Raw genomic sequence first — 21407 nt, 5'->3', positions numbered from 1 at the left:
GGTGTCGGTCATGAGAACAGTGCCCGGCCCCACCAGTCGTCCGAGTCGCGGACACCGGGCGGAACGGCGAAGACCGCCGAACCCACGTGCTGGATGTACTCGTTGAGCGCGTCCGAGGCGGCGAGGCTGCGCTGCACCGGGATGAAGCCCGTGCGGACGTCCCGCTGGTAGGCCAGGAAGAAGAGCCCTGCGTCGAGCCTGCCCAGACCGTCCGTACCGTCGGTGAAGGAGTAGCCGCGACGCAGGATCGTCGCCCCGTTGTTGGTGTCCGGGTGCGCCAGGCGCACGTGCGCGGTCGGCAGCATCGCCTTCAGGAACGGCTCGTCGCGCTCCTTGGCCTTGCCGACGGGGGCGCCCTCACCCTTGTCGCGGCCGAAGATGTCCTCCTGCTCCTGCAGGGGAGCCCGGTCCCACGTCTCGATGTGCATGCGGATGCGCCGGGCCACCAGATAGGAGCCCCCGGCCATCCACCCGGCGTCGCCCGTCCCGTCCGCCCACACGTGCTTCTTCAGCGCGGCGTCGTCCGTGCCGGAGATGTTCCGGGTGCCGTCCTTGAACCCCATCATGTTGCGCGGAGTCTGTGCGCCGGGCGTCGTCGAGGACGTCTTGCCGAACCCCAGCTGCGACCAGCGGATGGCGGTGCGTCCCATCCCGATCCTGGCGAGGTTCCGGATGGCGTGCACGGCGACCTGCGGGTCGTCCGCGCACGCCTGGACGCACAGGTCCCCGCCGCTGCGGGCGGCGTCCAGGTTGTCACCGGGGAACTTCGGCAGATCCACCAGCGCTTCGGGCCGCCGGCCCTCGATGCCGAAGCGGCCCTTGTCGAACAGGGACGGGCCGAAACCGAGCGTGAGCGTCAGCCGGGACGGCCTGAGGCCCAGCGCCTCGCCCGTGTCGTCCGGCGGGGCCTCCGCCGGCCCCCCGTACGCCCCCTCGCCGACGGTCCGCCCGGCTGTCATCCGCTCCGCGGCCCGGGTCCATTCCTTGAGGAGGGCGATCAGTTCGGCCCGGTCCTCCGTCGTCACGTCGAAGGAGGCGAAATGCAGCCGGTCCTGGACGGCGGTGGCGATCCCCGCCTGGTGAGCCCCGTGGAAGGGCACCGCCGCGCCGCTGTCCGAGGCCGGATCCGTGCCCCCGTCGGAGCGCACCGATGCGACGGCACCGCCCGCCGCCACGGCGCCGAGCGCCAGCCCGGCACCGCCCCAGCCGAGCAGCGCGCGTCGCGACGGGGCGGGGGCGCCGTCGGAGTCCTCGTCCCCGGTCATGATCGGGCCCCCGCTCACTTCGTCACCGCGGCGGCCAGCTTGGACAGGGGCTCCGCGAGCGCGTTGACCGCGTCGGAGAGCTCCTTACGGTCCGCCTTGCCGACCTTGTCGTACGAGGTGAAGTCGTAGGAGGCCTTGTCCGTGCGGTACTTGTCCAGCAGGGTGTTCAGCGCCGCGAACTGCTTGTCCAGGGAGGCGGTCAGCGCCGCGTCGTTCTTGGACGCGATCGGCTTGAGGAGCTCGTAGGACTTCTCCGCACCCTCGACGTTCGCCTTGAAGTCGACGAGGTCGGTGTGGCTGTAGCGCTCCTCCTCGCCGGTGACCTTGCCGGTGGCGACCTCGTCGAGGAGCTCCTTGGCGCCGTTGGCCATCGAGGTCGGGGTGATCTCGGCCCTGCCGACCCGCTTCTGCCAGTCCAGCAGGTCCTTGTAAAGGGTGGGTGCGAGAGCCTTCTCCTCCGCACCCAGCTTCTTGTCCTGCCACAGCGCCTTCTCCAGCCGGTGCCAGCCGGTCCATTTCTGGCCGTCCTCCAGGCCGTCCTCGCGGACGTCGACCTTGGGGTCGATGTCACCGAAGGACTCGGCTACCGGCTCGGTGCGCTCCCAGCCGATCCGGGAGCGGGTGTACGCCTTCTTCGCCGCCTCGATGTCGCCTGCGGCGACGGCGTCGGTGAAGATCTTCACCTCGGGCAGCGTCTCGTCGGCCTGCGCCTGGACGTAGGTGCGGTAATCGGCGACGGCCTTGTCCATCTCGGGGCTGCGCGCGGTGGCCTCACCTCCGGTGACCTCCACCGTCTGACGTATGCCCTCGCCCTTCATGCCGGGCTTGCAGGCGATCTCGTATGTCCCGGCCTTGATCTCCGCCGTGATCTTCGCCTTGGTGCCGGGGCCGATGTTCTCGCGCTCGGTGACGATCCGGTCGTCCGGGAAGAGGACATAGACCTCGGTGACCTTGGCTCCCCTGTTCTCGACGGCGAGTTCGACGTGGCCGGCCGGGATCTTCTTCGCCGACACCTCGCAGGAGTCGTCCTTGGCGACCACCTGGACGGAGCCGTCCCCCTTGTCGTCGCTCTTCTCGGTGCAGCCCGTGACGGCGGTCAGTGCGGCCACTGCGGCGACAGCGGTGACGACAGAGGGGCGAACGGCTCGCATGCAGGGCTCCACGAGGGTGAAAGAGCGGAAGTAGTGCGGACGAAAGTAGGTGAGGCGACCCTAACTTAACCGCGCCTCACCTCGCCCGCGTCCCTCGGTCGCGTGATTCAGGTCTCACTCGTCCGAGCCGGAAACGCCCCGATCGCGCCGCCCCCATGGGGAGCCCACGGAACGGTCAAGGAAGGGTCAAGCGAGCCATCTCGGCGCGGCGGGCGGCACTCCGGCCCGTGCAACGGTGAGGCGCAAACCCGGGCGGCCTCGTCGCCTGTGGGCCGGAGGGCCCCGCGCGGTGCTTGAATGCGCATGTGAACGACTTCGAGGTACCCGAAGGCATCGACGTACTACGCGTGTTCTGCGGCCCGGACGGCCGCCACGGCAACGCGCTGGGCGTCGTACGCGACGGGCGCAGGTATCCCGGCAACGAGTCCCGGCAGGCGCTCGCCCGGAAGCTCGGCTTCAGCGAGACGGTCTTCGTGGACGACCCGGAGCGCGGCACCGTCGACATCCGCACCCCCGGGCTCCGGCTGCCGTTCGCCGGGCACCCGCTCGTCGGCGCGGCCTGGCTGCTCGACCTGGAGGTGCTGGAACTGCCCGTCGGGGACGTGACGGCCCGCCAGGACGGCGAGTTCACCTGGATCACGGCCCGCCCGGAGTGGGCACCGCCGAGGACGCTGGAGCGGTACGCGTCGGTCGCGGAGGTCGAGGCGCTGACGGAGCCGCCGCCCGGTGAGGGCTGGCTCTACGTCTGGGCCTGGGAGGACGAGGCCGCCGGCCGCGTACGGGCCCGGGCCTTCCCCCGCCGTCACGATGAGCGCGGCGACAGCCGCTCCAGTGGAGCCGGGGCTCGCACCGGAGGCGTGGACGAGGACGAGGCGACCGGGGCCGCGGCCATGCTGCTGAGCGCCGAGCTCGGCCGGGCCCTGAACATCAGACAAGGACGCGGCTCCCAGATCCTCACCGCGCCCGCGCCGGACGGCACGATGGAGGTCGGGGGCCGCGTCCTTCTGGTCGTCGCCTCCTGATCAGGCGCTGAGCGGGAAGACCTCGCCGAGCTCGCGGAAGACGGCGGTGTTCAGCGCGAAGGCGCGCTTGCACTCGTCGACGATGCGCTGCTTCTCCAGATCGTCCGCGTCCACCGCGTCCAGCAGCTCCCGGTACTCCCGCTTGAAGGCGGCCGGGTTGGAGATCTGCTCGAACACGTAGAACCGCACCCCGTCGCCCTTGCGCTCGAAGCCCCAGGTCTTCTCCGCCGTACCGCGGATGATCTGGCCGCCCGAGAGGTCGCCGAGGTAACGGGTGTAGTGGTGCGCCACATAACCGGCGGGCCACTCGCGGGCGCACTCGGCGACCCGCTCGGCGTACGCCGCGGTGGCGGGCAGCGGCTCCAGCCCCTCGCGCCACCCCTCGCCCCGCAGATGGCGCAGGTCACGCTCCAGCTCGGCGGTGCGCATCAGCTGCGGCTGGATGAAGGGACCGGCGACCGGGTCCCGGCGCAGTGCCTCCGCGCCGTCCTCCAGCGCCCGGTAGACGAACCACAGCTGCTCGGTGTAGCGCGTGTAGGCGTCCACCCCGAGCCGCCCGCCGAGCATGTCGCTCATGAAGGACGAGGACTCGGCCTCCGTGTGCTGCTCGTGCGAGGCGGTGCGGATGAGGGTCGAGAAGGGCGTGGTGGTGGCGGTCGAGTCCAAGGCGGGCCTCCGGGGACCGAGGGGGACGGGAAGTCCGGACAGAAACGTACATACCGGCAGCAGCTGTACGCGCCGCCGCGCACCGATATGCTGATCCTCCTACTTAGGTTTACCTAAGTCAACAGGTTCCCGACCGTCTGTCGGTAAAATCGGCGCGTTACGGAAGCGTGAGGATCTCCGCCCCGGTCTCCGTCACCACCAGTGTGTGCTCGAACTGCGCGGTCCGCTTCCGGTCCTTCGTCACCACGGTCCAGCCGTCGTCCCACATGTCGTAGTCGTGGGTCCCGAGCGTGAGCATCGGCTCGATGGTGAACGTCATGCCGGGCTGCATCACGGTCGTCGCGTGCGGGCTGTCGTAGTGCGGGATGATCAACCCGGAGTGGAACGAGGAGTTGATCCCGTGCCCGGTGAAGTCCCGCACCACCCCGTAGCCGAACCGCTTCGCGTACGACTCGATGACGCGCCCGATCACATTGATCTGCCGCCCGGGCCGCACCGCCTTGATGGCCCGGTTCAGTGACTCCCGGGTGCGCTCCACGAGCAGCCGCGACTCCTCGTCGACCTCGCCGCAGAGATAGGTGGCGTTGTTGTCGCCGTGCACGCCGTCGATGTACGCCGTGACGTCGAGGTTCACGATGTCGCCGTCGCGCAGCACGGTGGAGTCGGGGATCCCGTGGCAGATGACCTCGTTGAGCGAGGTGCAGAGCGACTTCGGGAAGCCCCGGTAGCCGAGGGTCGACGGGTACGCCCCGTGGTCCACCATGAACTCATGGGCGACCCGGTCGAGTTCGTCGGTGGTGACCCCGGGGGCGATGTGCTTGGCGGCCTCCTCCATCGCCTGGGCCGCGATACGGCCCGCGACCCGCATGCGCTCCACGGTGTCGGGGTCCTGGACCTCGGGCCCGGTGTACGGCGTGGGGGCGGGCTTCCCCACGTACTCGGGGCGCCGGATCCTTCCGGGCACGGAACGGACGGGAGTGATCTCCCCTGGTACGAGAAGCGACTGGCCAGACATGTCAGCGAGTCTAACCAGCGTGCTCGGGGCACCATGGCAACGAGGAAAGGATCCTGCAATGGCCCTGTTCAAGAAGCGCACGGTGGGCAAACCGGGCGAATGGTACTACTGCCTGGAACACAAGAAGGTCGAGGAGGGGCCCGAGTGCCCCGGCAAGGACCGCTTCGGCCCGTACGCCACCCCGGGGGAGGCCCAGCGCGCCATGGACACGGCGCGTGAGCGGAACCTGGAGTGGGAGAACGACCCGAAGTGGCACGACCGCACCGACAAGCCCACGGACGGGACGCCGGACTAGGGCGTCCGCTCATGGAGCACCGCGGGAGCTTACGGTCCGGACCGCCGCCGGGCCCCGGCGGTGGCTGCGGCCGCGCCGTCACCAGCGGGCCGGGGGCGGCGCCGTCAGCTGGTCGGCCAGGCGGGAGAGGCGGTCGCGGAAGGTGCGCCGGCCCCGGGGGGACGGGGCGCCGTTCTCTCCCGCCGCCGCGCTGACCAGGTGCTGGACCGTGTCCAGATCGACCTCGTCGCCGTCACGGACCGTGAGCGCCTCGTGGGCGAGGCCCCGTACCTCCGGGTCCCCGCCGTCCAGCGCGAGCACCGTCGCCCCGGCCCGCCGCGCGTCGTGGACGCGCTCCAGCAGGCCGCCGTCCGCCTGCTCGGGCGCCACCACGAGCAGCGTCTCGCCCCGCCCGGCCGCCTCGATCCTGCCCAGGCCCACGGCCAGGTGCACCGGGTCGTCCGGCTCCACCCGGTGGCGTACGAGCGTGGGGCGTAGCTGGGGCAGCCCCGACCACGTGGACTCGTCCACCAGGTGCGCGGCCAGGTGCCACGGCTCGTAGACCTCGGTGCCCACCAGCAGCAGCCCGCCGCCCTGCGGGACGACCGAGGACCGCAGGGTCCGGGCGAACCCCCGGGCGGCCTCCGGCCACTCCGTCCCGGCGAGCACCTCACGCAGCAACGCGACACGTACGGCATCCATGGCCCGGCATCATGCCGCGACCGGGGCTCCGAGACCCCCCGAACGCCTCCGGTCCACCCGAACGGGAAGCACGGTGCAGGCCGGGGCGGCATCCCCTACCTGGCAGTAGGGTCGGCGCCATGACTACGAATGACAGTGGAAGCGCCCCCAAGCCGCCCGCCAAGGACCCCTGGGACCTCCCCGATGTGTCCGGCCTGACCGTGGGCGTGCTCGGCGGTACCGGCCCCCAGGGCCGGGGCCTCGCCTACCGTTTCGCCCGCGCCGGACAGAAGGTCGTCATCGGCTCGCGCGCCGCCGACCGCGCCGAGGCCGCCGCCGCCGAACTGGGCCACGGCGTCGAGGGCGCGGACAACGCGGAGTGCGCGCGCCGCAGTGACATCGTGATCGTCGCCGTGCCGTGGGACGGCCACGCCAAGACGCTGGAGTCCCTGCGCGAGGAACTCGCCGGGAAGCTCGTCGTGGACTGCGTCAACCCGCTCGGCTTCGACAAGAAGGGCGCCTACGCCCTGAAGCCCGAGGAGGGCAGCGCCGCCGAGCAGGCCGCCGCCCTGCTGCCCGACTCGCGGGTCACCGCCGCCTTCCACCACCTGTCGGCGGTGCTCCTCCAGGACGAGGCGATCGAGCAGATCGACACCGATGTGCTCGTGCTCGGCGAGGCGCGGGCCGACACCGACACCGTGCAGGCGCTCGCCGGCCGCATCCCCGGGATGCGCGGCGTCTTCGCCGGCCGGCTGCGCAACGCGCACCAGGTGGAGTCGCTGGTGGCGAACCTGATCTCCGTCAACCGCCGCTACAAGGCACACGCGGGGCTGCGCGCCACCGACGTGTGAGGCCTCGGCGAGGCCCTGCCCGGAGCCGAACGGGGCATGAGGGACACTGGAGGGGACCGCGCACCATCCCCGGACAGGAGCACCAGTCCTCATGCCCCGCCTCGCTCTCTACGCCAGCATCGTCTGCGTCCTCGCCGTCGCCGCGGCCGTGGTCTCCTTCGTCCAGGGCAGCGTCCTGCTGGGCGTCGTCTGGGTGCTGCTGGCCGGTCTCTCCTCCAACATGGCGTGGTTCTACCTGCGCCGGCAGCGCGCGGAGTCCCACGCCGAAACCGCCTAGCGCCTCCCTTTCACGAAGGCCCTAGCGGATCAGCGCGCAGCCCGGGTCCTGGTCGCCGAACCACTCCTGCCAGAAGCGGTAGGTGTCGAGCCCGCAGTACGTCTCGACCTCGCTGACGCCCAGGCCCCGCAGCAGCGCGTCCACCCCGTCGAAGAAGAACCCGTTGATCTCCGGGACCCACAGCAGCCCGAAGACGGCGATCAGCCCGAACGGTGCGAACGGCTCCACCTGGCGGCGGACCTTGTACGAGAGCCACGGCTCGATCACGCCGTACCCGTCGAGCCCCGGAACCGGCAGGGAGTTCAGGATCGCCGCCGTCACCTGGAGCAGCGCCAGGAACGCCAGCGCGAGCCGGAACGTCATCGGAACACCGTCCAGGGCGCCCAGCCAGAACGGCGCCGTGCAGACGATCGCGAACAGCACGTTCGTCAGGGGGCCGGCCGCCGAGATCAGGCTGTGCTTCCAGCGCCCGCTGATGCGGCCCCGCTCGATGAAGACGGCCCCGCCCGGCAGACCGATCCCGCCCATGATCACGAACAGCACGGGCAGCACGATGCTCAGCAGGGCGTGGGTGTACTTCAGCGGATTGAGGGTCAGATAGCCCTTCGCCCCGATCGAGATGTCGCCGCTGTGCAGCGCGGTGCGCGCGTGGGCGTACTCGTGGAGGCAGAGCGAGACGATCCAGGCCGCGGTGACGAAGAGGAAGACCGCGAAGCCGGTCTGCTCCGCGAAGTCCGTCCACACCGCCCAGCCCGAGACGGCCATGACGGCGACGATCCCGAGGAAGATCGGACTGACCCGCCGGTCGCTGGGTCGGCGGAACGCGGTGGTCATCGCAGGCTCTCCTGAGGGGCTGGACGGCGGCTGGAGCCCCCGAGCGTACGGGTGACACGGCTGGAACGTCTCATGGACGGGTGGCAGTTCCCCACGGGGCGGGGCCGTCACGGACAATGGGCGCGTGCACTACGGCATCCTCGGTACCACCCGCGCCCTCCGCGCCGACGGCACGGCCGTCGCCCTCGGCGGGCCGCGGCTGCGCGCCCTGCTCACCGTGCTCGCCCTGCAGCCCGGCCGCGCCGTCCCGGCCGGGGTGCTCGTCGACGAGGTCTGGGACGGCGAGCCGCCCGCCGACGCCCCCGGAGCCCTCCAGGCCCTCGTGGGCCGGCTCAGGCGCGCGCTGGGCCGCGACGCCGTCGAGTCGGCCGCGGACGGCTACCGCCTCGCCGCCGGCCCGGACGCCGTGGACCTGCACTGCTTCGAGCGGCTCGCGGGCGAGGGCGCCCGGGCGCTGGAGGAGGGCGACGCCGTGAAGGCCGCCACGGTCCTCGACGACGCGCTCGCCCTGTGGCGCGGGCCCGCCCTCGCCGACCTGCCCGACCGCGCCGTGGCCGCGGCCCGCTGGGAGGCCAGACGGCTGGACGCCCGGCGGACCCGGATCGCGGCCGCCCTCGCGCAGGACCAGGCCGGCGAGGTCCTCGCCGAGCTCGCCGGGCTCTGCGCCGACCACCCCCTGGACGAGCCCCTCCAGGCCCTCCGCATCAGGGCGCTGCGGGACGCCGGACGCACCGCGCAGGCACTCGCGGCGTACGACGAGGTGCGCACCCTGCTCGCCGACCGGCTCGGCACCGACCCGGGCCCCGCGCTGCGCGCCCTGTACGAAGGACTGCTGCACCAGGACCCGCCCGCCCCGGCCCCCGCACCCCGCACCGCGCCGCCGGGCAACCTCCGGGCCAGGCTCACGAGCTTCGTGGGGCGGGAGGCGGACATCGCCGCCCTGCGCGAGGACCTGACCCGCGCCCGGCTGGTCACCCTCCTGGGCCCCGGCGGCGCGGGCAAGACCCGGCTCTCCCAGGAGGTGGCCGAGTCCGTCGGCCCCGACGCCTGGCCGGACGGCGTATGGCTGGCCGAGCTCGCACCGGTCGACGACCCCGAGGCGGTGCCGGAGGCCGTCCTCACCGCGCTCGGCGGCCGCGAGACCGTGCTGCGCGGGGCGGGCGCCGAAGAGCTCCGGGCGGCGGAGCGGAGCGCGGGAGAACCGCTGGCCCGGCTCACCGAACGCTGCTCCGGGCGCCGCATCCTGCTGCTCCTGGACAACTGCGAGCACCTCATCGAGGCCGCCGCGGCCCTCGCCGACCATCTGCTGGCCCGCTGCCCCGGGCTCACCGTCCTCGCGACCAGCCGTGAACCCCTCGGCGTACCCGGCGAGTTCGTACGGCCGGTCGACCCGCTGCCCGACCCGGTGGCGCTGCGGCTGTTCGCCGACCGGGGGGCCGCCGCCCTGTCCGGCTTCCGCGTCGACGCCGACGAGGAGACGGCGGCGGCCTGCGCCGAGATCTGCCACCGCCTCGACGGGCTCCCGCTCGCCGTCGAACTGGCCGCCGCACGGCTGCGCATGCTCACCCCGCGTCAGATCGCCGACCGTCTCGACGACCGGTTCCGCCTGCTCACCAGCGGCAGCCGCACCGTACTGCCGCGCCAGCAGACCCTGCGCGCGGTCGTCGACTGGTCCTGGGACCTCCTGGACGAGGACGAACGCACCGTCCTGCGCCGGCTGTCGGTCTTCTCCGGCGGCTGCACCCTCGACGCCGCGGAGGCGGTGTGCGCGGCCCGGCCTCAGGACGCCCGGGACGTGGCCGGAGTGCTCGGCTCCCTCGTCGACAAGTCCCTCGTCGTCGCCGCCCCCGCCACCGACGGCCGGATGCGCTACCGCCTCCTGGAGACCGTCGGCGAGTACGCCGCCGAACGGCTCGGCGAGGCGGGGGAGCGGGACACCGTCGAACGGCAGCACCTCGTGTTCTACCGGGAGCTGGCCCGCACCACCGACCCCGAACTCCGGGGCCCCGGACAGCTCGCCGCCCTCGGACTCCTCCAGCGCGAGTACGAGAACGTACGCACCGCCCTCCGCCAGGCCGTGGCCGCCCGCGACGAGCAGGAGGCGCTCTGCATGGTGCTCTCGCTCGCCTGGTACTGGCAGATGCGGGACCTGCGCAGCGACGCCCTCCAGTGGGCCGACGCCGCCTCCGCGCTCGGCCCCGATCCCTTCGCCGGGCCCGCCCGCCCCGCCCCCTCGCTCGTCGAGCGCTGCACCGACGCACCGCCGCCGATGGGCCCCGAGCTGCTCCAGGAGGCGCGGCGCCAGGTCGCGCTGGTCGGGATGGCGAGCCTGGACCACGCGATGGACGTCTGGGCCGACAAGGCGGGCCTGGAGCGGCTGCGGGTCGTCGCCGCCACCTACCGGGCCGGGCAGCCGCAGACCTGCCGCAGCATGGGGATGCTCTGGTTCTTCGCCGTGATGCTGACCGGGGACGTGTCCGACCCGCGGGAGCTGCTGGACGAGACGGTCCGCGCCTCACGGGAGCTCGGCGACGACTGGGAGCTGGCCACCACGCTCCAGATGCGCGCCAACGTGCTGGCCAACCGGCCCGACTGGGCGGCCGCCGCCCGTGCGGACGCCGACGAGAGCCTGGAGATCTTCGGCCGCCTCGGCGACGACTGGGGTGCGGCCGAGGCGCTCTCCTCACGGGGCGAGGCCAACGAGAAGACGGGCGACTGCGCCCGGGCCGCCGAGGACTACCTGGCGGCGATCGGCTACGCGGAGAAGCTCGGCGCCCGGGCCCAGGTAATGGTGCTCCGTACGCGCTACGCCGCCGCGCTGACCGAGCTCGGCCGGGGAGCGGAGGGCGAGGCGATCCTCCGCGAGGTGCTGGTCGAGGGCCGGCACGCGGGACACGAGGCGACGGCGTTCGCCCGGTTCTTCCTGGCCATGTATCTGGGCATGTCCGGCCGGACCGTGGAGGCACGTGAGCAACTGACCGTGCTGCACGAGCACTTCAGGGAAGCGTCCATGGGCTTCTTCGAGGCGTTCGTGCTGGGCGGCGTCGCCTGGCTGGACAACGAGGAAGGGCTGTACGCGGATGCCCTGGCCCGCGGCCAGGAGGCGCTGGCCCTGGCCGACGACCGGTTGTCGCAGATGGTGGCCCCGCAGATGCACGTACTCCACCTGGTCACCGTGGCCCGGGCGCTGGCGGGGCTCGGCGGTGAGCGGCGGGCCACGCTCGCGGCGCGGCTGCTGGGCGCGGGAGCGGTGCTGCTGCCGGACGAGCACGTGACGACGTCGCTGGAGCGGAGCAACGTCGCCGCGGCGGAGGGGCTGGCCCGCGGTGTCCTCGGGGGCGCCGCCTACGAGGCCGCGCACAGCGAGGGCGGCGGCCTCTCCCAGAAGGAGGCCACCGCCCTCGCGGAGACGTACACGGACTGACGTACACCGGCCGGCCGGTGGCGTACGCGCGCCGGCCGGTGGTGCGTCAGGACTTCTTGCGGAACTTCGACACCGCGAGCGGTGCCATCACCGCGGTGATGACCACGGTCCAGCCGAGCGTCAGCCAGACCGAGTGGCCGAGCGGGCCGCCCATCATCAGGCCGCGGGCCGAGTCGGCCAGGTTGGACAGCGGGTTGTAGTCGGTGAACGTCTGCAGCCAGCCCGGCATCGTCTGTGTCGGGGCGAAGATGGAGGAGCCGAACTGGAGCGGCATCATCACGATCATCCCCATCCCCTGGACCGCCTGGGCCGTCTTCATCGTCAGTCCGAGCAGGATGAAGATCCACATGATGGCGGCGCCGAACGCGGCGGCCAGGGCGATCGCCCCCACCAGCCCCAGCACCGACCCGTGGAGCTCCAGGCCGAGCGCGAAGCCCATGCCCAGCAGGATCAGCGTGGCGACCATCATCCGGCCGAGCTCGACCACGATCTTCGCGATGAGCACCGAGGAACGCGCGATCGGCATCGTCCGGAACCGGTCCATGACGCCCTTGCGGAAGTCGTCGTTGACACCGCTGCCGACGGCCATGGCGATGTTCATGCCCATCATCGCCATCAGACCGGGGATCAGGTAGTTCAGGTAGTCCTGCCGGTCGCCGCCCAGACTGCTGCCGACCGAGCCGCCGAAGACGTAGACGAACAGCAGCACGAAGATGACCGGCATCAGGAGCGCGTCGAACATCGACTCCGGATCCTTCTTGATCTGGAGCAGATTGCGCCGCACCAGCGCCCCGATGTGCCGCAGGTTGTTCCGGAGCCCGATCCCGCCCTCGTCATGGAGGTCCGAGGCCCGGGCGGACCTGGCCGGATCGGTGGGGGTGGGCGTCAGAGTCGTCGTGCTCATGCCGCGACCTCCTGGGGAATCGTGTCGGTGACGGTGGCCTTGTCGCCCGTGATGGCGAGGAACACCTCGTCCAGGCTGGGCAGCGCGGTGGCGACGTGCGCCAGCGAGAAGCCCCGGGTGCCCAGCAGGCCGATGACAGCGGTGAGCTGCTCGTCGCTGAGGATCGGTACGTACAGCAGTCCCTCGTCCGGGACCGCCTGCGCGCCCGCGACGCCGTCGAGACCGGCCTCCCGCAGCGCCTGCGCCATCGCGGCCAGCTCCGCCGGGTCCGAGGGCCGGATCTGGAGGGTGCGGCCGCCGACCTTCGCCTTGAGCTCGTCGACACCACCGCGGGCGATGATCCTGCCCTTGTCGATCACGGTGAGCTCGCTGGCGAGCTGCTCGGCCTCCTCCATGTACTGGGTGGTGAGCAGCACGGTCGCCCCCTCCGCGACCATGCGCTGCACCTCGTCCCAGACCTCGTTACGGGTGCGGGGGTCGAGCCCCGTCGTCGGCTCGTCCAGATAGAGCACGGCAGGGCTGCCGATCATGGACGCGGCCAGGTCCAGCCGGCGCCGCATGCCGCCGGAGTAGTCCATCGCGGCCTTCTTCGCCGCGTCGGTGAGCGAGAAGCGCTCCAGCAGCTCGTCGGCGCGGGACCGCGCCTTCTTGCGCGGCAGGTCGAGCAGCCGCCCGATCATGTAGAGGTTCTCCCAGCCGGACAGCTTCTCGTCGACCGAGGCGTACTGGCCGGTGAGGCCTATGGTGCGGCGCAGCTGCCGGGGCTGCTTCACCACGTCGTAGCCCGCCACGACCGCGTGCCCGGCGTCGGGCAGGATCAGGGTGGACAGGCAGCGTACGAGGGTGGTCTTGCCGGCGCCGTTGGGGCCGAGCACGCCGAGGACGGTGCCTTCGCGTACGTCGAGGTCCACACCGTCCAGCGCCTTGGTCTCGCCGTAGTGCTTGACCAGCCCCCGCACCTCGACGGCGTTCCTGCCGTCCCTGAGGTTCTTGTCGTGTCGCTTCATGGACACCATCAGACCAGCCGTCACCGACAAGTCACCGACATGTCGCTGACAGCGGGCCCACAGCAGGCGACAGCCCGCCGATGGGGGAAGTCGGCGGGCTGTCGGTGGTGCGGCAGTGGTCGAGAGGGCGTCAGTGGAAGGTGTGCTCCGCCGCCGGGAACGCGCCGCCGACGACCTCTTCGGCGAACTCCTTGGCGGCGTCGGTCATCACCTGACGCAGATTCGCGTACTGCTTGGTGAAGCGCGGGACCTTGCCGCCGGTCAGACCCACCATGTCGGTGTAGACCAGCACCTGCGCGTCCGTGTCGGGCCCGGCGCCGATGCCGACGGTCGGGATGTGCAGGATGCGGGTGACCTCGGCGGCCAGCTCGGCCGGTACGAGCTCCAGGACGATCGCGAACGCGCCCGCGTCCTGGACCGCCTTCGCGTCGCGCAGCAGCTGCTGCGCCGCCTCCTCGCCGCGGCCCTGCACGCGGTAACCCATGGCGTTGACGGACTGCGGGGTCAGGCCGATGTGGCCCATGACCGGGATCCCGGCCTCGACCAGGAGCCGGATCTGCTCGTGGGAGCGCTCGCCGCCCTCCAGCTTGACCGCGCCGACCCCGGCGTCCTTGATCAGCCGGGTGGCGTTGCGCAGGGCCTGGACCGGGCCCTCCTGGTACGCCCCGAAGGGCAGGTCCGCCACGATGAGGGCGCGGCTGGTGCCCCGTACGACGGCGGCCGAGAGGATGGCCATCTCGTCCATGGTGACGGGCACGGTCGTCTCGTAACCGAGGTGACAGTTGCCCATGGAGTCGCCGACGAGCATGACCGGGATGCCGGCCTCGTCGAAGACGGACGCGGTCATCGCGTCGTAGGCGGTGAGCATCGGCCACTTCTCGCCGCGCTCACTGGCGGCGGTGATGTCGTGGACGGTGATGCGGCGGGTGCTCTTCCCCCCGTACAGGGCCTTACCGGCGCCGGGAGTGGGGCCCGCGGGTGCGGCGGACTGGTTCTGCGCAGCCTGAAGCGACATGGCCAACGGCTCCTTCGTCATCTCGAGGCGCCCTGACGGCGTCCCCGGATCCCTTCCATGGTGGCATCCCGCGACCGTTCCCGGGAAGTGGGCCCACCGCGCCCGGTGAACGGTGGGCGCCGACCGGGTAAAGTCTTTCCAATACGAGACGGTCTCGTATTGGAAGTCGGTTAGGGTCGGACGCATGTCCATACCGTCCGGCGCCCCCGCCGTCGCGCCCCGTGTCCCGGAGGCGGTCCACCGCCGCCGCTGGGCCATCCTCGGCGTCCTCATGTTCAGCCTGCTCATCGTCGTTCTGGACAACTCGATCCTGAACGTCGCGGTCAAGACGATCGCCAGCCCCGCGCCGACCGGTATCGGCGCCACCCAGAGCGAGCTCGAGTGGGCGATCAACTCGTACACGCTCGTCTTCGCGGGCCTCCTCTTCACCGCCGGACTCCTGGGCGACCGCATCGGCCGCAAGAAGGTCCTGCTGGCCGGCATCCTCGTCTTCGGCATCGGCTCGGCCCTGGCCGCGCTCTCCTCCTCGCCCGGCGAACTCATCACCTGGCGCGCGCTGATGGGCTTCGGCGCGGCGTTCGTGATGCCCGCCACCCTCGCCGTCCTGATGAACGTCTTCGAGCGCGACGAACAGCCCAAGGCCATCGGCATCTGGGCCGGCAGCGTCGGCCTCGGCATCGCGATCGGCCCGATCACCGGCGGAGCGCTCCTGGAGCACTTCTGGTGGGGCTCGATCTTCCTCGTCAACGTGCCCGTGGTGGTCATCGCGCTCATCGCCATGGCCGTCCTCGTGCCCGACTCCCGGGACCCCGACCCCGGCCGCGTCGACCCGCTCGGCGTCGTCCTGTCCATCGTCGGCCTGGTCCTGCTGGTCTACGGCATCATCCGCGGCGGCGAGCTCGCCTCGTTCACCGACCTCACCGTCCTCGCTCCGCTGATCGGGGGTCTGCTGGTCCTCGCCGGCTTCGTCTGGCACGAGAAGCGCAGCACCCACCCGTCGATCGACATCTCCTACTTCCGCAAGCCCGCCTTCTCCGCCGCGGTTGCCGCCATCGCGCTGGTCTTCTTCGCGCTGATGGGCGTCACCTTCTTCTCCGCGTTCTACCTGCAGAGCGTGCGCGGCTACACCGCGCTGGAGTCCGGGCTGCTGATCCTGCCGCTCGCCGCCGCGCAGATGATTTTCGCGCCGCGCGCCCGCCTGGTCGTCGACCGGTTCGGGGCCAAGGCGGTCTGCACCGTCGGCATGCTGCTCGTCGCCGCCGGCCTCGCGGCCTTCGCGCTGTTCGACGTGGACACCCCGCTCTGGGTGCTGTGCCTGGTCTTCTTCGTCCAGGGCACCGGGATGGCGCACATCATGCCGCCGGTCACCGTCGCCGTGATGCAGGCCCTGCCCCGCGAGCGGGCGGGCTCCGGCTCCGCCATCAACAACACGTTCCGCCAGGTCGGCGGGGCGCTCGGCATCGCCGTACTCGGCTCGGTGCTCTCCACGGTCTACCGGGGCGACATCGAGGGTCACCTCGACGGCGTACCGGCCGCCGCGCGGGACGTCGCGGGCGAGTCCATCGAGGCGACCCTCGGCGTCGCCTCGAAGCTGGGCCCGGCCGGCAAACCGCTGATCGCCGCGGCGAACGACGCCTTCATCGGGGCGATGCACGTCACCGCGCTCGGCTCGGCGGCGGTCGCCCTGATCGGCGCGGCGGTGGTGGCCGCGTTCCTGCCCGGCAGAACTCCCGCACCCGGCAAGCCCGGCCAGGGGGAGCCCGACCGGGCCGGCCGGCCCGCCCAGGAGCCGGCGCACCGGTCCTGATCCGCCGTTCCGGCCGGGGGTGTCGCTCCGCCCCGGCCGGTCGGCGAGAATCGGACGTACGGCGGACCGGGAACCGGGACGCACGGCGAACAGTGACGGCGGACGGCGCAGCGAGAGGCGGCCCACGTGCGGCAGGCGGCACACAACCCGGCGCAGGACCCCGGGCAGGACCCGGCCGGGGGCCCGCCCTGCCAGGAACCGCGCCGCGGCCGCCCCCGCAGCGCCGCCGCCGAGCGGGCGATCCTGGACGCGGTCCTGGAGCTGCTGGAGTCGGGGGAGACCCTGGACGGCCTGTCCATCGAACGCGTCGCCCGCACCGCCGGGGTCGGCAAGGCCACCATCTACCGCCGTTGGAGTGGCAAGGAGGAGCTCTTCCTCGACGTACTGCGCGACATCGAGCCCGACGGCCCCACCGTCTCCGGCACCGCCGGCCTGGACGATCTGCGCGTCCTGCTGGAGTCCATGCGGACGCGGGGCCTCGCACAGCGCTCCTCCACGCTCCTGCACAACGTGTTCGTGCAGATGAAGAAGCACCCCAGGCTCTGGACCGAGTACCAGAGCACCGTCATCGCGCCGCGCCGTGACGCGATGCTGGCGGCCGTACGGCGGGCGGTGGACGCCGGGGAGCTCCGCGACGACCTCGACGTGGAGCTCATGGACGATCTGTTCCTGGGACCGATGCTGGTCCGTACCGTCCACCGCCCCGACGCGCCCCTGCCGGAGGACCTCGCCGACCGGATCATCCGGACCCTCCTCCAGGGCCTCGCGCCCCACTCGGCGAACCCGCAGGTCACAGCCTTGAAACCGACGACGGCCCCGGTGTGAGCGTTCTGTCACGAGCTTCACAACGGGCTCCGTGGCCGGAACCCTCCGCACCGGTTCCGTCGTCCTGATGGCAGTACGGCCGTCGTCGACGGCAGGAACGGCGTCACCCATCGCCTAGGGTCGGGAGGCGCGGTGATGTGTACGGCAAGGCAGTGAGGACGAGCGCAATGGTGCAGGCGTACAGGGCGGACACCGAGGACGCCGACACGGGACCGCGGACGGGCTCCCGTTTCCGGGCCCTGCGTCACAGGCTGGCCACCGACCGGGGCATCTGGCGGCGCGGCATCCTCCTGGCGCTCTGCTCGGTGTTCCTGACCGTCGTGATGGTCTTCCACTCGGACATCCCGAACGCCGTCGGCAACCTGGGCAGCCTCATCGAGACGTTCCTGCCCTGGCTCGGCGTGCTCCTGCCGGTCCTGCTGATCCTCGGCCTGGTCCGGCGCTCCGCGACGGCCGTGATCGCCCTCGTCCTGCCGGTCGCGGTCTGGCTCAACCTCTTCGGCGGCCTGCTGTTCGCCGACAAGTCCGGCAGCGGCGGCGACCTCACCGTCGCCACGCACAACGTCAACGCCGGCAACCCCGACCCCGCGGGCACCGCCCAGCAGGTCGCCGGCTCCGGCGCGGACATCGTGGCCCTCCAGGAGCTGCCGACCGGCAAGGTCGCGGCGTACGAGGACGCGCTCGCCGACCGCTACCCGCACCACTCCGTCCAGGGCACCGTCGGCCTGTGGAGCAAGTACCCGGTGACCGACTCCAGCCCCGTCGACATCAAGCTGGGCTGGACCCGCGCCATGCGGGCCACGGTCACCACCCCCGAGGGCAGGATCAAGGTCTACGTCGCCCACCTCCCCTCCGTGCGGGTCAAGCTGCACGCCGGCTTCACCGCCAACCAGCGGGACGACAGCGCGGACGCGCTGGGCGAGGCGATCGCCGACGAACCGCTGGAGCGGGTGGTCCTGCTCGGCGACCTGAACGGCACGATGAACGACCGCTCGCTGAACGCGGTCACCGCCCAGATGCGCTCCACCCAGGGCGCGGCGGGCGACGGCTTCGGCTTCAGCTGGCCGGCGGCGTTCCCGATGGCCCGGATCGACCAGATCATGGTCCGGGGCGTCGAACCCCTCGCCTCCTGGACCCTGCCCGCCACGGACAGCGACCACCTGCCGATCGCGGCCCGCGTACAGCTGTGAGCACCGCCGCCTTCCGGTGAGGCGGTAGGCTTCCACCGATGTCCAGCCCCGAGTCCGACAGACTCCGGCCGCCGGTCCGCCGGTGGCCCCGCACGTGACGCCGTAAGCCTCCGACCCCAGCGGTCGCCGGGCTTCCCCGTCACGCCGTCGGCCACCGCCGGATCCTCGGCGGTGCGGGCCGGTTCTCCGTCCCTCTCATGTCCCGTGCTCATGTCCCGTGCTCATGTTCCGTGCTCATGTTCCGTGCGGACACCGGACATTCCACCGTGTCGCCGTCCTCGCGCCTTCGCGCGCGACGACGGGCGCGGCCCGCATCCCCTGCACACCGCTCGTTCCTCCGACGGTTCCGCACAAGGGGTCTCCTTCTCATGCCATTCGCCGTATACGTGCTCGGTCTGGCGGTCTTCGCCCAGGGCACATCGGAATTCATGCTCTCCGGCCTGCTCTCGTCCATCGCCGGTGACCTCCACGTCTCGCTGGCCGCCGCCGGACTCCTGACCTCGGCCTTCGCGGTCGGGATGGTGGCCGGTGCACCGCTCACCGCGCTCGCCGGCCGCACCTGGCCCCGGCGCCGGGCGCTGCTGCTCTTCCTCGGCGTCTTCGTCGCCGTCCATGTCGTCGGCGCCCTGACCTCCAGCTACGGGGTGCTGCTCGCCACCCGGGTCGTGGGGGCCCTGGCCAACGCCGGATTCTGGGCCGTGGCGCTCGTCACCGCCCTCGCCCTGGCCGGCCCGCACCGGCGGGCGCGGGCCACCGCCGTGGTCGTCGGCGGGGTCACCGTCGCCTGCGTGGTGGGCGTCCCCGCCGGGGCGCTGCTCGGCGAACTCTGGGGCTGGCGCGCCGCGTTCTGGGCCGTGGCCCTCGTCTCCGTACCGGCGGCCGTCGCGTTGCTGGTGGCCGTGCCGGGCGGCCGCCCCGACGGTGCGCCGCAGGCGGGCGCCAGGAGTGAACTGCGCGCCCTGGCCCGGCCCCGGCTGCTGCTCACCCTGCTGGTGATGGCGCTCGTGCAGGGCGCCACCTTCTGCACGTTCTCCTATCTGGAACCGCTGGTCACCCGGGTCACCGGCTTCGGCGCGGGCTGGGTGCCCGTGGTGCTCGCCCTGTTCGGCGTGGGCTCGTTCGCGGGGGTCACCCTCGCCGGCCGGCTGGCCGACGCCCGCCCGGACGCGGTCATCGGGCTCGGCATGACCGCCCTGGCCGCCGGATGGGCCGCCCTGGCGCTGACCGCCGGCCACCCGGTGGCGGCGCTCACCCTCGTCCTGCTCCAGGGGGCACTGGCCTTCGGCACGGGTACGGCGCTGATCACCCGGGTCTTCCACCTGGCCCCCGACGCCCCCACGATGGCGGGCTCCTTCGCCACGGCCGCCTTCAACGTGGGCGCTGCGACGGGTCCTTGGCTGGGCGGCCTGGCCCTCGGCGCGGGCCTGGGCTTCCGCGCCCCGGTCTGGGTGAGCGCCCTGCTGATGTGCCTGGCGCTCGCGGGCACGGCGGCGCTGTCGGTGTCATCGGACGCCGTACGGAGGACCCTCAGCGCCCGGAGGCGTCCAGCGCCGGAGCGATGACGGCGAAGGCCCGGTCGGTGAGAGCGGCCGGGTCCTCCGCGCCGTCCCCGTCGCACCAGCTCCGCAGCACCGTGTTGAAGGCGACGAGCGCCGTGCCCGCGGCCAGCCGGTCGTGCAGCCCGGCCTCCGCGCCGGAGCCCTCGCGCCGCGCCAGCTCCGCCGCCAGATCCTCACGCCACTGCTCCTGGCGCTCCAGGAAGCGCGCCAGCAGAGCGGGCGTACGCAGGATCAGCCGCACCACGCGCAGGGTCCGCTCGGAGTGGCCGGCGCACTCGGCCAGGGGGACCTGGACCGCGTGCCGCAGGGCCACGGACGGGGGTTCACCCGCGGGGCGGTCCGCCAGCGCCCCGTGGATTCCGGTGCCCATGGCGGTCAGGAACTGGACGACCACGTCCTCCTTGGACGCGAAGTAGCGGAAGAACGTGCGCTTGGAGACACCCGCCGCGGCCACGATCTCGTCGACGGTCACGGCGTCGAATCCCTTACGGGCCATCAGCTGGAGGGCGGCTTCGGTGAGTTCGTCGGAGACGAGCTGGCGCTTGCGCTCGGCCAGGCCGGCTGCGGGGCGGGTGTTCACCCCCTCATCGTACACAGCATGCCGTGAATGGCACCGAGTTTCCTCGTTGACACCAAGTGCCATTGTGGGCAGCATGTGCCGCATGACACGGCATCAGCAGAAGTGGACCGCCGGGGACATCCCGGACCAGACAGGGCGGGTGGCCGTCGTCACCGGCGCGACCAGTGGCCTCGGCCTGGCGACCACCGAGGCGCTCGTCCGCAGGGGCGGCCATGTGGTCCTCGCCGTACGCGACGAGGAGAAGGGGCGGAGCGTGGCCGGCCGGATCACGGCGGAACAGCCGAAGGCCTCCCTGGAGGTCCGCCGCCTCGACCTCGCCGACCTGGAGTCCGTCCGCGACTTCGCCCGGCGGCTGCGCGCCGACCGGGCGCGGATCGACGTACTCGTCAACAACGCCGGGGTGATGGCGCCGCCCCGGACCCTGAGCGCGCAGGGACACGAGCTGCAGTTCGCCTGCAACCACCTCGGCCACTTCGCCCTGACCGGACTGCTGCTCGGTCTGCTGGCGGCCGGCCGTGACCCCCGGGTGGTCACGGTGAGCTCGGTCAACCACCGCCAGGGCCGTATGCGCTTCGACGACGTGGACGGCGCGCGCGGCTACGCCCCGATGGCCTTCTACAACCAGTCCAAATTCGCCAACGCCGTCTTCGGCCAGGAACTCCACCGGCGCCTGGAGGGGGCCGGAAGCCCGGTCCGCAGCGTGCTCGCACACCCCGGATACACCGCCACCGGACTGCAGAAGGGCACCCCGGTGGGCCTGTGGCGCCTGCTGCTCGGCCGCATCGGCAACCCCCTGCTCGCCCAGCGGCCGGAGCGCGGCGCCCTGCCGCAGCTGTTCGCGGCGACCGACCCGGGGGTGCGGGGCGGCGAGTTCATCGGCCCGGACGGCCCGGCCGAGCTGCGGGGCGCCCTGGCGCGCGTCAGCCCGTCACCGGCATCGGCCGACCCGGCGACGGGCGCACGCCTGTGGGAGCTGTCCGAGCGTCTGACGGAGGTGCGGTACGCGCTCTAGGTGACCGGCAACGCGGAGTGGGGCGGGGGTGGACCGGCCGAGTGACGT

At 72.2% G+C, this 21407-nt stretch carries 20 protein-coding genes; 10 read left to right on the top strand and 10 right to left on the bottom strand.

Features of this window, described 5'->3' with window-relative positions; translation table 11 throughout:
• Nucleotides 1–8: 8 nt before the first annotated feature.
• Nucleotides 9–1265 (bottom strand): iron uptake transporter deferrochelatase/peroxidase subunit, encoded by a 1257-nt coding sequence (gene efeB, locus JKV81_RS21555; RefSeq protein WP_129262457.1) that lies wholly within the window; start codon nucleotides 1263–1265, stop codon nucleotides 9–11.
• Between the two features lie 14 nt (nucleotides 1266–1279).
• A complete protein-coding gene (gene efeO / locus JKV81_RS21550) occupies nucleotides 1280–2416 on the bottom strand; it encodes an iron uptake system protein EfeO (RefSeq protein ID WP_124276784.1) in 1137 nt (378 codons plus the stop codon).
• Between the two features lie 305 nt (nucleotides 2417–2721).
• On the opposite strand from efeO, the gene JKV81_RS21545 reads away from it, so the two are divergent.
• The gene (locus JKV81_RS21545) at nucleotides 2722–3438 is read left to right on the top strand and encodes a PhzF family phenazine biosynthesis protein (protein WP_129262455.1); all 717 of its coding nucleotides are present in this window, start codon (nucleotides 2722–2724) and stop codon (nucleotides 3436–3438) included.
• Here the strand turns inward: JKV81_RS21545 and JKV81_RS21540 are convergent, their stop codons facing one another.
• Together JKV81_RS21540 and map are read right to left on the bottom strand one after the other, a co-directional pair.
• Entirely contained in the window at nucleotides 3439–4104 is a 666-nt protein-coding gene (locus JKV81_RS21540) for a biliverdin-producing heme oxygenase (RefSeq protein WP_124276786.1), read from the bottom strand.
• A 157-nt stretch (nucleotides 4105–4261) separates the two neighbouring features.
• Complete coding sequence (gene map / locus JKV81_RS21535; RefSeq protein WP_124276787.1) at nucleotides 4262–5119, bottom strand: type I methionyl aminopeptidase; 858 nt, start codon at nucleotides 5117–5119, stop codon at nucleotides 4262–4264.
• Nucleotides 5120–5177: 58 nt separating this feature from the next.
• On the opposite strand from map, the gene JKV81_RS21530 reads away from it, so the two are divergent.
• Nucleotides 5178–5414: a hypothetical protein gene (locus JKV81_RS21530; protein WP_124276788.1), complete on the top strand. Its 237-nt coding sequence runs from the start codon at nucleotides 5178–5180 to the stop codon at nucleotides 5412–5414.
• Nucleotides 5415–5492: 78 nt separating this feature from the next.
• Here JKV81_RS21530 and JKV81_RS21525 read toward each other — a convergent pair whose 3' ends face one another.
• Nucleotides 5493–6095 (bottom strand): hypothetical protein, encoded by a 603-nt coding sequence (locus tag JKV81_RS21525; protein WP_124276789.1) that lies wholly within the window; start codon nucleotides 6093–6095, stop codon nucleotides 5493–5495.
• A gap of 119 nt (nucleotides 6096–6214) precedes the next feature.
• Between JKV81_RS21525 and npdG the strand changes: the two genes are divergently transcribed.
• Together npdG and JKV81_RS21515 are read left to right on the top strand one after the other, a co-directional pair.
• The gene (npdG, locus tag JKV81_RS21520; RefSeq protein WP_124276790.1) at nucleotides 6215–6925 is read left to right on the top strand and encodes an NADPH-dependent F420 reductase; all 711 of its coding nucleotides are present in this window, start codon (nucleotides 6215–6217) and stop codon (nucleotides 6923–6925) included.
• A 91-nt stretch (nucleotides 6926–7016) separates the two neighbouring features.
• Nucleotides 7017–7202 (top strand): hypothetical protein, encoded by a 186-nt coding sequence (locus JKV81_RS21515; protein WP_124276791.1) that lies wholly within the window; start codon nucleotides 7017–7019, stop codon nucleotides 7200–7202.
• 21 nt (nucleotides 7203–7223) lie between these two features.
• Here JKV81_RS21515 and JKV81_RS21510 read toward each other — a convergent pair whose 3' ends face one another.
• Nucleotides 7224–8036: a site-2 protease family protein gene (locus JKV81_RS21510; RefSeq protein WP_129262453.1), complete on the bottom strand. Its 813-nt coding sequence runs from the start codon at nucleotides 8034–8036 to the stop codon at nucleotides 7224–7226.
• Nucleotides 8037–8160: 124 nt separating this feature from the next.
• Here JKV81_RS21510 and JKV81_RS21505 point away from each other — a divergent pair, with 124 nt between their 5' ends.
• Nucleotides 8161–11460, top strand: coding sequence for an ATP-binding protein (locus JKV81_RS21505; RefSeq protein WP_202077291.1), 3300 nt, complete (start codon nucleotides 8161–8163; stop codon nucleotides 11458–11460).
• A gap of 46 nt (nucleotides 11461–11506) precedes the next feature.
• Here the strand turns inward: JKV81_RS21505 and JKV81_RS21500 are convergent, their stop codons facing one another.
• The 3 genes from JKV81_RS21500 to panB form a co-directional block, all read right to left on the bottom strand.
• Nucleotides 11507–12364: an ABC transporter permease gene (locus JKV81_RS21500; RefSeq protein WP_124276794.1), complete on the bottom strand. Its 858-nt coding sequence runs from the start codon at nucleotides 12362–12364 to the stop codon at nucleotides 11507–11509.
• On the bottom strand, nucleotides 12361–13380 hold the full coding sequence (locus tag JKV81_RS21495; RefSeq protein WP_202077288.1) for an ATP-binding cassette domain-containing protein: 1020 nt from the start codon (nucleotides 13378–13380) through the stop codon (nucleotides 12361–12363). The genes JKV81_RS21500 and JKV81_RS21495 overlap by 4 nt, the downstream gene beginning before the upstream one ends.
• Nucleotides 13381–13501: 121 nt before the next feature.
• Nucleotides 13502–14386: a 3-methyl-2-oxobutanoate hydroxymethyltransferase gene (gene panB, locus JKV81_RS21490; RefSeq protein ID WP_202077284.1), complete on the bottom strand. Its 885-nt coding sequence runs from the start codon at nucleotides 14384–14386 to the stop codon at nucleotides 13502–13504.
• Nucleotides 14387–14570: 184 nt separating this feature from the next.
• Between panB and JKV81_RS21485 the strand changes: the two genes are divergently transcribed.
• The 4 genes from JKV81_RS21485 to JKV81_RS21470 all read left to right on the top strand — a co-directional run bounded on the left by JKV81_RS21485 (nucleotide 14571) and on the right by JKV81_RS21470 (nucleotide 19770).
• Nucleotides 14571–16193 carry a DHA2 family efflux MFS transporter permease subunit gene (locus JKV81_RS21485; RefSeq protein ID WP_202077283.1) on the top strand — a complete coding sequence of 541 codons (1623 nt, stop codon included), beginning with the start codon at nucleotides 14571–14573 and terminating at the stop codon, nucleotides 16191–16193.
• Between the two features lie 126 nt (nucleotides 16194–16319).
• Nucleotides 16320–17018: a TetR/AcrR family transcriptional regulator gene (locus JKV81_RS21480; RefSeq protein ID WP_129262445.1), complete on the top strand. Its 699-nt coding sequence runs from the start codon at nucleotides 16320–16322 to the stop codon at nucleotides 17016–17018.
• Nucleotides 17019–17185: 167 nt separating this feature from the next.
• Complete coding sequence (locus tag JKV81_RS21475) at nucleotides 17186–18208, top strand: endonuclease/exonuclease/phosphatase family protein (RefSeq protein WP_129262443.1); 1023 nt, start codon at nucleotides 17186–17188, stop codon at nucleotides 18206–18208.
• A 368-nt stretch (nucleotides 18209–18576) separates the two neighbouring features.
• A complete protein-coding gene (locus JKV81_RS21470; protein ID WP_129262441.1) occupies nucleotides 18577–19770 on the top strand; it encodes a Cmx/CmrA family chloramphenicol efflux MFS transporter in 1194 nt (397 codons plus the stop codon).
• Here JKV81_RS21470 and JKV81_RS21465 read toward each other — a convergent pair.
• Nucleotides 19736–20410, bottom strand: a complete 675-nt coding sequence (locus JKV81_RS21465) for a TetR family transcriptional regulator (protein WP_129262439.1) — start codon at nucleotides 20408–20410, stop codon at nucleotides 19736–19738. The genes JKV81_RS21470 and JKV81_RS21465 overlap by 35 nt on opposite strands.
• 19 nt (nucleotides 20411–20429) lie before the next feature.
• Between JKV81_RS21465 and JKV81_RS21460 the strand changes: the two genes are divergently transcribed.
• On the top strand, nucleotides 20430–21359 hold the full coding sequence (locus tag JKV81_RS21460) for an oxidoreductase (protein ID WP_202077280.1): 930 nt from the start codon (nucleotides 20430–20432) through the stop codon (nucleotides 21357–21359).
• Nucleotides 21360–21407: the final 48 nt, after the last annotated feature.

The organism is Streptomyces silvae (assembly GCF_016745505.1).
Taxonomy (GTDB): domain Bacteria; phylum Actinomycetota; class Actinomycetes; order Streptomycetales; family Streptomycetaceae; genus Streptomyces; species Streptomyces silvae.
The sequence above is the reverse complement of the archived record's forward strand: the minus strand, read 5'-3'. Positions and strand labels throughout refer to the sequence as shown.